Here is a 12,420-nt window from a genome sequence, read left to right as displayed (position 1 = left end):
TTACCTACTTCTTCTTAGCCTCTTTACGACGTACTTGTTCGTCAGCATATCGAACACCTTTACCTTTATAAGGTTCTGGTGGACGGTAGCCACGAATCTCAGCTGCGACTTGCCCAATAAGCTGCTTATCAGTACCAGAAAGTACGATTTCAGTTTGTGTCGGGCAAACAGCTGTTACGCCGTTAGGGAGTTCATGTACTAGTGGATGTGAAAAACCAAGTGTTAAATCAACGCCATTACCAGCGACTTTCGCACGGTAACCGACACCAACTAACTGTAGTTTCTTCTCAAAACCAGCTGTTACACCAACAACCATATTGTTGATTAAAGCTCGAGCAGTACCGGCTTGAGCGGCAGTTTTCACGCCTTCAATTGGGCTACACTTGATTTCATTGTTATCAATAACAATAGAAACATCGGTGTTTATTACTCGAGTCAAACTACCTTTAGACCCTTTTACGGTGATAGTTTGTTCGTTTAAAGTCACTTCTACGCCTGCAGGAATAGCGACTGGTGCTTTTGCGACACGAGACATTGCTTGCTCCTTTATGCTACGTAGCAGATAACTTCCCCACCCATGCCATTTTGGCGGGCAGTACGATCAGTCATCAAACCTTTAGAAGTGGATACTATTGCGACACCCAGTCCGCCCATCACCTTTGGAAGTTCGTCTTTACCTTTGTAAATACGAAGACCAGGACGGCTAACGCGCTGGATAGTCTCAACGACTGGCTGACCTTGGAAATACTTTAATGTAATTTCAAGAACAGGCTTGGCTTCATCTGCTACGGCGAAATCAGTGATATAACCCTCTTCTTTAAGCGTTTGCGCGATGGCAACTTTTAGCTTAGCAGAAGGCATAGATACTGATACGTGGTTAGCAGCTTGGCCATTACGAATACGGGTTAACATATCCGCTATAGGATCTTGCATGCTCATATAAGCTTACTCCGTGACAAATGTTTACCAGCTGGCCTTACGCAGGCCAGGAACTTCACCGCGCATAGTTGCTTCACGTAATTTGATACGGCTAAGGCCGAATTTACGTAAATAACCATGTGGGCGACCAGTTTGACTACAGCGATTGCGCTGACGCGCTGCACTAGAGTCACGTGGTAGACCTTGCAACTTAAGAACTGCATCCCAACGATCATCATCAGATGTAGTTGGATTATTAATGACAGCTTTAAGAGCTAGACGCTTTTCAGCGAATTTAGCCACGAGCTTGGCACGTTTTAATTCACGTGCTTTCATTGAACTTTTTGCCATTACGCTACCCTTATTTTTTGAATGGGAAGTTAAAGGCTTCAAGCAAAGCTAGCCCTTCTTCATCATTCTTCGCAGAAGTAGTGATCACAACATCTAGGCCACGGATCTTATCGATTTTATCGTATTCGATCTCTGGAAAGATAATCTGCTCACGTACACCCATTGCGTAGTTACCACGGCCGTCGAACGATTTAACGCTCATGCCACGGAAATCACGAATACGCGGGATTGCGATATCAACTAAACGCTCTAAGAATTCCCACATACGCTCACCGCGCAGTGTCACCTTACAGCCTATCGGGTAGCCTTCACGGATTTTGAAACCAGCAACTGACTTACGAGCTACAGTCACTACTGGCTTTTGACCAGCAATAGCAGTCATATCACGGAGCGCATGCTCCATAACTTTCTTGTCTGCTACAGCTTCGCCAACACCCATATTAAGGGTGATTTTCTCAATCCGAGGGACTTGCATGACACTGCTAAAACCAAACTTCTTTAAAAGCTCAGGGCTAACAGTCTCTTGATATTTATCATGCAGTTTCGCCATCGTTTACTCCAATTACTTCACGAGTTCACTGTTCGACTTAAAGAAACGGACTTTTTGGCCGTCTTCAAATCGGAAACCAACGCGATCAGCTTTGCCAGTGGCAGAGTTGAAAAGCGCTACGTTTGATGCTTGTATCGGTGCTTCTTGCTCAATAATACCGCCAGCTACGCCCAATTGTGGGTTTGGCTTCTGGTGTTTCTTAACAAGATTAAGACCTTCAACAATTAATTTACCAGTAGGAAGAACCTGAGAAACTTTTGCACGTTTCCCTTTATCTTTACCTGCTAGTACGATTATTTCGTCTTCGCGACGGATTTTTGCTGCCATGTTATGCTCCTTTACAGTACTTCAGGGGCCAGAGAAACAATTTTCATAAACTGTTCGGTACGCAATTCACGCGTCACTGGGCCAAAAATACGAGTACCAATCGGTGCATTGTTTGCGTTAAGCAAAACAGCTGCGTTCCGATCGAAGCGAATGACAGAACCGTCTGGACGACGAACGCCTTTCTTAGTACGAACCACAACCGCGCTATAAACATCACCTTTCTTCGCTTTACCGCGAGGAATAGCTTCTTTAACAGAAACCTTAATGATGTCGCCGATACCGGCATAACGACGGTGAGATCCACCTAAGACCTTAATACACTGAACTCTACGAGCGCCACTGTTGCAGGCAACATCTAGAGTAGATTGCATTTGGATCATTGTAAATGCTCCGCTAACGTTACTTCACATCCCCAAATCGGGGCTACTTTTTAACCAAATTTCGACGATAATTTTGTCAAAATTGGCGCGCAAGTGTAACACCGCTTTAAAGGAATAGATAGTGTTAAAATAAAAACGGCCCCACGAAGGAGCCGTTTCGTTAAAAGCTTAAAAAAATTAAGCTTTTGTAATTACTTCAACCAGAGTCCAAGACTTAGTCTTAGATAACGGACGACATTCGCGAATAGTCACGACATCACCAGTAGTACACTGATTTTGTTCATCATGTGCATGGATCTTTGTTGTACGCTTAAGGTACTTCCCATATAAAGGATGCTTAACCTTACGCTCAATAGCAACAGTAATGGACTTGTCCATTTTGTCACTAAGTACACGACCCTGCAAAGTACGGATATTATCAGACATTATGCACCCGCCTTAGAAGTAATAATGGTCTTAACGCGCGCAATGTTGCGACGCACGATTTTAAGCTGATGAGTCTGAGTCAACTGACCAGTGGCGTGTTGCATACGCAGATTAAACTGCTCACGCAGCAGACCAAGCAGTTCAGCGTTCAAATCTTCAACGCTCTTTTCTGTTAGTTCGCTCGCTTTCATTACATCACCGTCTTAGTTACAAAGGTCGTCTTAAGAGGCAGTTTAGCAGCAGCAAGAGCAAAAGCTTCACGAGCTAGCTCCTCTGATACACCATCCATCTCATAAAGAACCTTACCTGGCTGAATCTGGCAAACCCAGTATTCAACGTTACCCTTACCTTTACCCATACGCACTTCAAGAGGCTTAGAGGTAATAGGCTTGTCAGGGAAAACGCGGATCCAGATTTGACCTTGACGTTTAATGTGACGTGTCATTGCACGACGCGCAGCTTCGATCTGACGCGCAGTCAAACGACCACGACCAACAGCTTTCAGACCGAAATCACCGAAGCTTACTTCAGTGCCGTTCGCAAGACCACGGTTGCGGCCTTTGAACATTTTGCGAAACTTAGTTCGTTTTGGTTGCAGCATTGCCAGCTCTCCTATTTACCGCGAGGCTTACGCTTCGGCTGCTGTTTCGGCTCTTCATGCTGAGGTAGCACGCCATCTAGAACTTCACCTTTGAAGACCCAAACTTTGACGCCAATCACACCGTATTGGGTATGACTCTCTGCAGTTGAATAGTCGATATCAGCACGCAGTGTATGCAAAGGTACACGACCCTCACGATACCACTCAGAACGCGCAATCTCAGCACCGCCGAGACGGCCGCCAACTTGAACTTTGATACCTTTAGCACCAAGACGCATTGCATTTTGTACTGCGCGCTTCATAGCACGACGGAACATAACACGACGCTCTAGTTGCGAAGCGATGCCTTCGGCAACCAACTTAGCATCTAGCTCAGGCTTACGTATCTCAGCAATGTTAATTTGAGCTGGAATACCAGTTAGCTTAGCAACTGCGTTGCGTAGCTTCTCAACGTCTTCGCCTTTCTTACCAATCACAACACCTGGACGGGCAGTGTGAATAGTAACGCGAACACTTTTAGCTGGACGCTCGATAACAATTTTAGAAACAGATGCTTGACTAAGTTTCTTTTCAAGAAACTTACGCACTTCACTGTCACTAGTTAAGTTACTGGCATAGTCTGACTTATCAGCGTACCAAGTCGAGATCCAAGGCTTAGTGATACCCAAACGGATACCATTAGGATGTACTTTCTGTCCCATTGCTAACTCCTAGCGATCTGATACAACCACAGTGATGTGGCTGGTACGCTTGATTATGCGATCAGCACGGCCTTTGGCACGTGGCATGATACGCTTCATAGTTGGACCTTCATCGATCATAATGGCTCCAACTCTTAACTCGTCAATGTCAGCACCTTCATTGTGCTCAGCATTAGCGATGGCAGAGTCCAGTACTTTTTTAACAAGTACTGCAGCTTTTTTAGGGCTGAAAGTTAGTATTTCAAGAGCCTTAGCAACAGGCAGTCCACGGATTTGATCTGCAACCAAACGACACTTTTGAGGCGACGTACGGGCAAAACGATGTTTAGCTAAAACTTCCATCTTATTCCTCCCGTCTTATCGCTTCTTCGCTTTCTTATCTGCAGCATGGCCGCGATAAGTGCGCGTCGGTGAAAATTCACCAAGCTTGTGGCCGATCATTTCGTCAGTTACGAACACAGGTACGTGCTGACGACCATTATGGACAGCGATGGTCAACCCAATCATATTAGGGATGATCATAGAGCGACGAGACCAAGTCTTAATAGGCTTCTTGTCTCCCGCTTCCATCGCTTTCTCTACCTTCTTCAGCAAGTGTAGGTCAATGAATGGACCTTTCTTGAGAGAACGTGGCATGGCGAATCCTCTTACTTTTTATTGCGACGACGTACAATGTACTGGTCGGTGCGTTTGTTACTACGAGTCTTATAACCCTTAGTTGGGACACCCCATGGAGATACTGGATGACGGCCACCCGAAGTACGGCCTTCACCACCACCATGTGGATGGTCTACTGGGTTCATTGCAACACCACGTACTGTAGGGCGTATGCCTCTCCAGCGATTAGCACCTGCTTTACCTAACTGGCGTAGCATATGCTCGGCATTACCAACTTCACCCATTGTCGCGCGGCAATCAACTGGCACTTTACGCATTTCGCCAGAGCGAAGACGTAGAGTGGCATATTCGCCATCACGAGCAACAACTTGTACATAAGTACCTGCTGAACGAGCGATCTGAGCACCTTTACCAGGCTTCATCTCTACTGCGTGTACAACACTACCTATTGGAATGTTGCGTAATGGCAAAGCGTTACCCACTTTGATTTCAGCATCGATACCTGACTGGATTTTATCTCCAGCTTGCATGCCTTTAGCTGCAAGGATATAACGACGCTCACCATCAGCATACAAAACAAGTGCTATGTTAGCTGTGCGGTTTGGATCATATTCCAAACGCTCAACTTTTGCAGGAATACCATCTTTGATTCGTTTAAAATCAATAATACGATAATGCTGCTTGTGTCCACCACCTATGTGACGAACTGTGATACGGCCAGTATTATTACGACCACCACTTTTTGACTTCTTAGCCAACAGGCCAGCAAAAGGTTTACCCTTATGCAGGTCAGTATTCACCACTTTAACTACGTGACGACGACCAGCAGAAGTTGGCTTACACTTAATAATTGCCATGATAATTCTCCTTTGCTTACTCAGCGCCGACGAAATCGATTTCAGCACCAGCAGCTAAAGTTACATAGGCTTTTTTCCAATCGACACGACGACCCATACGGGCACCGGTACGCTTAGTCTTACCTTTGTTAACTAGAGTGCGAACTGAATCAACTTCAACTTCGAACAATTGAGCGACTGCAGCCTTTACTTCAGCTTTAGTTGCGTCGATAGCCACACGAAAAACTACCGTGTTGTCATTTTCTGCACATACTGTACTCTTTTCAGAGATATGTGGTGCAAGAATAACTTTTAGCAAACGTTCTTGGCTTATCATCCCAGCATCTCCTCGATTTGCTTAATAGCATCCGCAGTTACCAGTACTTTGTCGAATGCGATCAGGCTAACTGGATCAATACCAGCGACATCACGAACGTCAACTTTGTACAAGTTACGCGCTGCTAAGAACAAGTTCTCGTCAATTTCTGGAGTAACAATCAACACATCATCTAGGTTCATTTCAGTCAATTTAGCTTTTAGCTCTTTGGTTTTAGGCGCTTCAACACTAAATGACTCAACCACGATTAGACGGTCTTGACGTACCAACTCAGAGAAAATGCTTTTCAGCGCTCCGCGATACATCTTTTTGTTAACTTTTTGGCTGTGGTCTTGTGTTTTAGCAGCGAATGTTACGCCACCGCCACGCCAGATTGGGCCTTTAACAGTACCGGCACGTGCACGGCCAGTCCCTTTTTGGCGCCAAGGCTTTTTGCCAGAACCAACAACTTCTGCGCGTGTCTTTTGAGCACGAGTGCCCTGACGCGCGTTTGCAGCATAAGCTACAACTACCTGATGAACCAGTGCTTCATTAAAGTCACGGCCGAAGGTAGTTTCGGAAACTTCAAGAGCACTCTGGGCGTCTTTCAATACCAATTCCATTACTATCTCCTCAGACCTAAGCTTTAACGGCAGGTTTGATGATCAGGTTGCCATTTGTGGCCCCCGGAACAGCACCCTTAACCAATAGCAAGTTGCGCTCTGCATCTACACGTACCACGTCTAGATTTTGAGTTGTAACACGCTCTGCACCCATGTGGCCTGACATTTTCTTACCTTTGAAAACGCGACCAGGTGTTTGGTTTTGACCAATAGAACCGTTTGATCTATGTGAAAGTGAGTTACCGTGCGTCGCATCTTGAGTTCTGAAATTCCAACGCTTAACACCGCCTTGGAAACCTTTACCTTTAGATTGACCTGTAACATCAACTTTCGCAACGTCAGCGAAAATATCAACATTTAGCTCTGCACCGACACTAATGTCGACGCCTTCATCATCTGCCAAACGCACTTCCCATAAACCACGACCGGCTTCTACGCCAGCCTTAGCAAAGTGACCTGCTTCTGGCTTATTGATGCGATTAGCTTTTTTAGTACCAGTAGTCACTTGAAGTGCACGGTAACCATCAGTTTCTAAGGTTCTCACCTGAGTAACGCGGTTAGCTGCTATTTCAATTACTGTTACTGGGATAGAAGCACCATCTTCAGTGAAGATGCGTGTCATACCCACTTTACGACCGATAAGACCGATAGCCATCTCTCAAACCTCTTCTAAGCTCAATTAACCCAAGCTAATTTGAACGTCAACACCCGCTGCAAGATCTAGACGCATAAGTGCATCGACAGTCTTTTCAGTTGGCTCAACGATATCAACAAGACGTTTGTGAGTACGAAGTTCGTACTGGTCACGCGCATCTTTATTAACGTGTGGAGAAGTCAAAATGGTATAACGTTCTTTACGCGTTGGCAGTGGAATTGGACCACGAACCTGTGCGCCTGTACGTTTAGCAGTTTCAACGATTTCCGCAGTAGATTGATCGATCAGACGATGATCAAATCCTTTTAAGCGGATACGGATTCTTTGGTTCTGCATTGACCAGAGCTCCTAAAATGGACACATAAAAAATCACCCTCTAGCTTCTTCTAAATAGAAAAGCAGAGCGAGATGATTTAACCGTTCGACTCACAATCGGAGTCGCTGTTTTTTTTAACGTCAAACCCTAAGGCAGACAAAGTATTTCGCCTAATGGTTAAGGCGAGGCTGTATTATACCCACTTTTAGCACCAAATCAACCCTGTTGATTGAATTAACAACACGGACCGAAAAATGATACCTAAATTAGACCATATTGTAGTATACCCAGCAATGGTAGCGTTTAAGCTAGATTGATTATCAATATCTCGAACTGAGGAGATAGCACTTTTTTAATCAATCCTAAATGTCAGGTAAAAAAAAGGAAGCCTAAGCTTCCTTTTGATGTTTAGATAAAATCACAATTAAGCGATGATTTTAGCCACAACACCAGCACCAACTGTACGGCCACCTTCACGGATAGCGAAGCGTAAACCTTCATCCATCGCGATTGGGTTGATTAATGTAACCGTCATTTGTACATTATCACCAGGCATTACCATCTCTACGCCTTCTGGCAATTCGATAGTACCAGTCACGTCCGTTGTACGGAAGTAAAACTGTGGGCGGTAACCTTTAAAGAATGGAGTATGACGTCCACCTTCTTCTTTTGACAACACATAAATTTCCGATTGGAAAGTCGTATGTGGATTAATTGAACCTGGCTTAGCAAGTACTTGACCACGTTCTACATCTTCACGCTTAGTACCACGTAAAAGTACACCACAGTTCTCGCCTGCACGACCTTCGTCAAGCAGTTTACGGAACATTTCGACACCAGTACACGTTGTCGTTGTTGTATCTTTGATACCAACGATTTCTACTGCTTCACCCACTTTGATGATACCGCGCTCTACACGACCAGTTACAACTGTACCACGTCCTGAGATTGAGAATACATCTTCGATTGGCAGCAAGAATGCGCCATCAATAGCACGCTCTGGCTCTGGGATATAAGTATCGAGTGCTTCTGCAAGCTCAACAATTTTATCTTCATAAGCTTTTTCGCCTTCAAGGGCTTTAAGCGCTGAACCTTGAATAACCGGAAGGTCATCACCTGGGAAGTCATATTCAGAAAGCAATTCACGTACTTCCATTTCAACTAGCTCAAGCAGCTCTTCATCATCAACCATGTCACATTTGTTCATGAATACGATGATGAAAGGAACACCAACTTGACGAGAAAGCAGGATGTGCTCACGAGTCTGTGGCATTGGGCCGTCTGTTGCTGCAACCACTAAAATTGCACCATCCATTTGAGCAGCACCTGTGATCATGTTTTTAACATAATCGGCGTGACCTGGGCAATCTACGTGTGCGTAGTGACGAGCTGGTGTGTCATATTCGATGTGAGAAGTATTAATTGTAATACCACGCTCACGCTCTTCTGGAGCGTTATCGATTTGAGCGAAGTCTTTAACTTCACCACCATAAACTTTTGACAATACTGCAGAAATAGCAGCTGTAAGCGTTGTTTTACCATGATCGACGTGACCAATTGTACCAACGTTTACATGCGGTTTATTACGTTCAAATTTTTCTTTAGCCACGATATATTCCTTTCTTTTCAGAAATGCTCGGCTTAAACCGAGCAATAGCAATTAAATTGACAGTTACGATAACGGGCGATTAGCCTCGTGCATCCATAACCGCTTTAGCAATGTTTGGCGGCGCATCAGAGTACTTCAAAAACTCCATAGAGTAAGAAGCACGACCCTGAGTCGCTGAGCGCAAATCAGTTGCATATCCAAACATTTCCGATAACGGTACAGTAGCATGAACGAGTTTGACGCCGGCAATGCCGTCATCCATACCTTCGATCAAACCACGACGTCGGTTGAGGTCCCCAACAACATCTCCCATATAATCCTCAGGAGTTGTTACTTCGACTTTCATGCAAGGTTCTAAAAGTACGGGGTCAGCTTCTAAAGCGCCCTTTTTAAAACCCATAGATCCTGCAACCTTAAAGGCCATTTCATTTGAGTCCACATCATGATATGAACCGTCAAACAAACTAACCTTGACATCCAAAAGAGGGAAGCCTGCGATAACACCGCTCTTCATCTGCTCTTGAATACCTTTATCTACTGATGGGATGTATTCTTTTGGAACAGCACCACCAACAATCTCGTTGACAAATTCGTAACCAAAACCTTCTTCTTGAGGCTCTAGCTTCAACCACACGTGACCAAATTGACCTCGGCCACCTGATTGACGTACAAATTTACCTTCGACTTCTACACTCGAGCGAATCGTTTCACGATAAGCGACTTGTGGTTTACCTACATTACAATTAACACTGAATTCGCGACGCATACGGTCAACGATGATGTCTAAATGTAACTCTCCCATACCAGATATCAGTGTTTGACCAGATTCAGGATCGGTTTCAACACGAAAAGAGGGATCTTCAGCTGCAAGCTTTTGCAAAGCAATTCCCATCTTTTGCTCATCTGCTTGGGATCTTGGCTCCACCGCTATCGTAATAACTGGCTCAGGAAAATCCATACGCTCTAAGATGACTTTGCGACTAATATCACAAAGTGTATCACCTGTAGTGACGTCCTTAAGACCAATAGCAGCTGCGATGTCACCAGCGCGAACTTCTTTAATCTCTTGGCGATCGTTTGCGTGCATTTGCACCATACGACCGATGCGTTCCCGCTTTTCTTTCACTGAATTATAGACCGCAGCACCCGTCTCTAATACACCCGAATAAACGCGTATAAAAGTTAATGTACCGACAAATGGGTCTGTTGCAATTTTAAATGCCAAAGCAGCAAAAGGGGCTTCGTCGTCCGCAGGACACAAAACTTCTTCTTCTTTCTCACCAAGGCCCTTTATTGCATGGACCTCAACCGGAGATGGCAAATAATCAATAACAGCATCGAGAACCGCTTGCACACCCTTGTTCTTAAATGCAGAACCACAGGTCGCGAGTATGATCTCATTAGCAAGAGTACGTTGACGCAGAGCAGCTTTAATCTCTTGTTCTGATAGCTCACCTTCTTCAAGGTATTTCTCCATCAGTTCATCAGATGCCTCAGCGGCTGTTTCAACTAAGTATTCACGCATATCGGCAGCTTTATCAGCCAACTCAGCAGGAATATCCTCATAGGAGAATGATGTCCCTTGATCGCTTTCAGACCAGTTAATGGCCTTCATTTTAATCAAGTCAATCACGCCTTTAAACTCTTCTTCTGCACCAATGTTCATTTGAACCGGTACACAAGTTGCTCCCAGACGGTTGCGGATCTGTTCAATCACACTATCAAAGTCTGCACCAGCACGATCCATCTTATTGACGAACACTATACGCGGTACATGATACTTATCAGCTTGACGCCAAACAGTTTCAGATTGTGGTTCAACACCTGATGAGCCACAGAAAACAACCACAGCACCATCAAGCACCCGTAATGAACGTTCAACTTCAATCGTGAAGTCCACATGCCCAGGGGTATCGATAATGTTAATACGGTGCTCAGAATACTGAGCCTCCATACCACTCCAAAACGCAGTAGTTGCAGCAGAAGTAATGGTAATGCCACGCTCCTGCTCCTGTTCCATCCAGTCCATCGTGGCTGCGCCATTATGAACCTCACCGATCTTATGAGAAACACCGGTATAGAACAGAACGCGTTCTGTCGTTGTGGTTTTTCCTGCGTCAACATGAGCACAAATACCAATATTACGATAATGCTCAATAGGAGTTGTACGAGCCACGTTTAAACCCTCTTAACTAAGACAAGTGTCTTAGAGATGTAGAATATGGAGCTGGCAAATGCCAGCTCCATCAGATTACCAGCGGTAATGAGCAAACGCTTTGTTTGCTTCTGCCATACGATGCACATCTTCGCGCTTCTTAACAGCAGTACCTTTGTTATCTGAAGCGTCTAGCAATTCACCGGCTAGACGTAGAGCCATAGATTTTTCACCACGCTTACGAGCAGCTTCAACTAACCAACGCATACCCAATGCATTACGACGAACTGGGCGTACTTCACATGGTACCTGGTAAGTAGAACCACCAACACGACGAGACTTAACTTCGACTGAAGGGCGAACATTTTCCAGGGCTGCTTCAAGGATCACTAAGTGTTCTTCACTTTTCTTTTCAGATGCAGTGTCTAGTGCCTTGTAAATAATTTTTTCTGCAGTCGACTTTTTGCCGTCCTGCATAATGACGTTGATGAACTTAGCCAACAACTCACTATTAAACTTTGGATCTGGTAGGATTTTACGTTGTCCTACAACGCGACGTCTTGGCATAACAATTTCTCCGTATGCTTCAGGGACCCCAAAACTGGAATCTCAATATAATCTAGCTTGGCCTTACTTAACGGAAAACGTTAAGACTTAGGACGCTTAGCACCGTACTTTGAACGTCCTTGACGACGTTCACTTACGCCAGCACAATCTAAAGCGCCACGAACAGTGTGATAACGCACACCTGGTAGATCTTTAACACGACCACCACGGATTAGAATTACACTGTGTTCCTGCAAGTTGTGGCCTTCACCGCCGATGTACGAAGTCACTTCGAAACCGTTAGTAAGACGCACACGAGCTACTTTACGTAGTGCAGAGTTAGGTTTTTTTGGTGTGGTTGTGTATACACGAGTACAAACACCACGTTTTTGTGGACACGCATTCAACGCAGGCACATTAGTCTTGTCGACTTTTGGCGCACGAGGCTTACGTACCAACTGGTTTACAGTTGCCATGTATTGCTCCGAATCA

21 protein-coding genes are annotated in these 12,420 nt (G+C 44.9%); all 21 read right to left on the bottom strand.

Annotated features, from left to right (window positions below; genetic code table 11):
* Positions 1-4 precede the first annotated feature (4 nt).
* On the bottom strand, positions 5-535 hold the full coding sequence (gene rplF / locus HQQ94_RS02400) for a 50S ribosomal protein L6 (protein ID WP_173292919.1): 531 nt from the start codon (positions 533-535) through the stop codon (positions 5-7).
* Positions 536-546: 11 nt separating this feature from the next.
* A complete protein-coding gene (rpsH, locus tag HQQ94_RS02395) occupies positions 547-939 on the bottom strand; it encodes a 30S ribosomal protein S8 (protein ID WP_173292918.1) in 393 nt (130 codons plus the stop codon).
* A gap of 24 nt (positions 940-963) precedes the next feature.
* Positions 964-1,269, bottom strand: coding sequence for a 30S ribosomal protein S14 (gene rpsN / locus HQQ94_RS02390; RefSeq protein WP_173292917.1), 306 nt, complete (start codon positions 1,267-1,269; stop codon positions 964-966).
* Between the two features lie 10 nt (positions 1,270-1,279).
* The gene (gene rplE / locus HQQ94_RS02385; RefSeq protein ID WP_173292916.1) at positions 1,280-1,819 is read right to left on the bottom strand and encodes a 50S ribosomal protein L5; all 540 of its coding nucleotides are present in this window, start codon (positions 1,817-1,819) and stop codon (positions 1,280-1,282) included.
* A 12-nt stretch (positions 1,820-1,831) separates the two neighbouring features.
* Positions 1,832-2,146, bottom strand: a complete 315-nt coding sequence (gene rplX, locus HQQ94_RS02380) for a 50S ribosomal protein L24 (protein ID WP_173292915.1) — start codon at positions 2,144-2,146, stop codon at positions 1,832-1,834.
* Between the two features lie 11 nt (positions 2,147-2,157).
* Positions 2,158-2,526, bottom strand: coding sequence for a 50S ribosomal protein L14 (gene rplN / locus HQQ94_RS02375; RefSeq protein WP_012327253.1), 369 nt, complete (start codon positions 2,524-2,526; stop codon positions 2,158-2,160).
* Between the two features lie 177 nt (positions 2,527-2,703).
* A complete protein-coding gene (rpsQ, locus tag HQQ94_RS02370; protein ID WP_173292914.1) occupies positions 2,704-2,952 on the bottom strand; it encodes a 30S ribosomal protein S17 in 249 nt (82 codons plus the stop codon).
* Positions 2,952-3,143, bottom strand: a complete 192-nt coding sequence (rpmC, locus tag HQQ94_RS02365) for a 50S ribosomal protein L29 (protein ID WP_173292913.1) — start codon at positions 3,141-3,143, stop codon at positions 2,952-2,954. Before rpmC ends, rpsQ begins: the two co-directional genes overlap by 1 nt.
* Complete coding sequence (rplP, locus tag HQQ94_RS02360; RefSeq protein ID WP_173292912.1) at positions 3,143-3,553, bottom strand: 50S ribosomal protein L16; 411 nt, start codon at positions 3,551-3,553, stop codon at positions 3,143-3,145. Before rplP ends, rpmC begins: the two co-directional genes overlap by 1 nt.
* Before the next feature lie 11 nt (positions 3,554-3,564).
* Positions 3,565-4,254, bottom strand: coding sequence for a 30S ribosomal protein S3 (gene rpsC, locus HQQ94_RS02355; RefSeq protein WP_173292911.1), 690 nt, complete (start codon positions 4,252-4,254; stop codon positions 3,565-3,567).
* 9 nt (positions 4,255-4,263) lie between these two features.
* Positions 4,264-4,596 carry a 50S ribosomal protein L22 gene (rplV, locus tag HQQ94_RS02350; RefSeq protein ID WP_012144645.1) on the bottom strand — a complete coding sequence of 111 codons (333 nt, stop codon included), beginning with the start codon at positions 4,594-4,596 and terminating at the stop codon, positions 4,264-4,266.
* A gap of 15 nt (positions 4,597-4,611) precedes the next feature.
* A complete protein-coding gene (gene rpsS, locus HQQ94_RS02345; RefSeq protein ID WP_006083596.1) occupies positions 4,612-4,890 on the bottom strand; it encodes a 30S ribosomal protein S19 in 279 nt (92 codons plus the stop codon).
* 11 nt (positions 4,891-4,901) lie between these two features.
* The gene (gene rplB / locus HQQ94_RS02340; RefSeq protein ID WP_173292910.1) at positions 4,902-5,729 is read right to left on the bottom strand and encodes a 50S ribosomal protein L2; all 828 of its coding nucleotides are present in this window, start codon (positions 5,727-5,729) and stop codon (positions 4,902-4,904) included.
* Between the two features lie 16 nt (positions 5,730-5,745).
* Complete coding sequence (gene rplW, locus HQQ94_RS02335; protein ID WP_126508270.1) at positions 5,746-6,045, bottom strand: 50S ribosomal protein L23; 300 nt, start codon at positions 6,043-6,045, stop codon at positions 5,746-5,748.
* Positions 6,042-6,647 carry a 50S ribosomal protein L4 gene (rplD, locus tag HQQ94_RS02330; protein ID WP_173292909.1) on the bottom strand — a complete coding sequence of 202 codons (606 nt, stop codon included), beginning with the start codon at positions 6,645-6,647 and terminating at the stop codon, positions 6,042-6,044. Before rplD ends, rplW begins: the two co-directional genes overlap by 4 nt.
* A gap of 16 nt (positions 6,648-6,663) precedes the next feature.
* The gene (gene rplC, locus HQQ94_RS02325; protein ID WP_173292908.1) at positions 6,664-7,302 is read right to left on the bottom strand and encodes a 50S ribosomal protein L3; all 639 of its coding nucleotides are present in this window, start codon (positions 7,300-7,302) and stop codon (positions 6,664-6,666) included.
* A gap of 24 nt (positions 7,303-7,326) precedes the next feature.
* Entirely contained in the window at positions 7,327-7,638 is a 312-nt protein-coding gene (rpsJ, locus tag HQQ94_RS02320; RefSeq protein WP_005503530.1) for a 30S ribosomal protein S10, read from the bottom strand.
* Positions 7,639-8,042: 404 nt separating this feature from the next.
* Positions 8,043-9,227: an elongation factor Tu gene (tuf, locus tag HQQ94_RS02315; protein ID WP_173292897.1), complete on the bottom strand. Its 1,185-nt coding sequence runs from the start codon at positions 9,225-9,227 to the stop codon at positions 8,043-8,045.
* Between the two features lie 79 nt (positions 9,228-9,306).
* Positions 9,307-11,403: an elongation factor G gene (fusA, locus tag HQQ94_RS02310; RefSeq protein WP_173292907.1), complete on the bottom strand. Its 2,097-nt coding sequence runs from the start codon at positions 11,401-11,403 to the stop codon at positions 9,307-9,309.
* A gap of 75 nt (positions 11,404-11,478) precedes the next feature.
* The gene (rpsG, locus tag HQQ94_RS02305) at positions 11,479-11,949 is read right to left on the bottom strand and encodes a 30S ribosomal protein S7 (RefSeq protein ID WP_173292906.1); all 471 of its coding nucleotides are present in this window, start codon (positions 11,947-11,949) and stop codon (positions 11,479-11,481) included.
* A gap of 80 nt (positions 11,950-12,029) precedes the next feature.
* The gene (gene rpsL / locus HQQ94_RS02300; protein ID WP_012327264.1) at positions 12,030-12,404 is read right to left on the bottom strand and encodes a 30S ribosomal protein S12; all 375 of its coding nucleotides are present in this window, start codon (positions 12,402-12,404) and stop codon (positions 12,030-12,032) included.
* Between the last annotated feature and the right edge of the window lie 16 nt (positions 12,405-12,420).

Origin of the sequence: Shewanella sp. VB17, from assembly GCF_013248905.1 — a bacterium.
GTDB lineage: Bacteria > Pseudomonadota > Gammaproteobacteria > Enterobacterales > Shewanellaceae > Shewanella.
The sequence above is the reverse complement of the archived record's forward strand: the minus strand, read 5'-3'. Positions and strand labels throughout refer to the sequence as shown.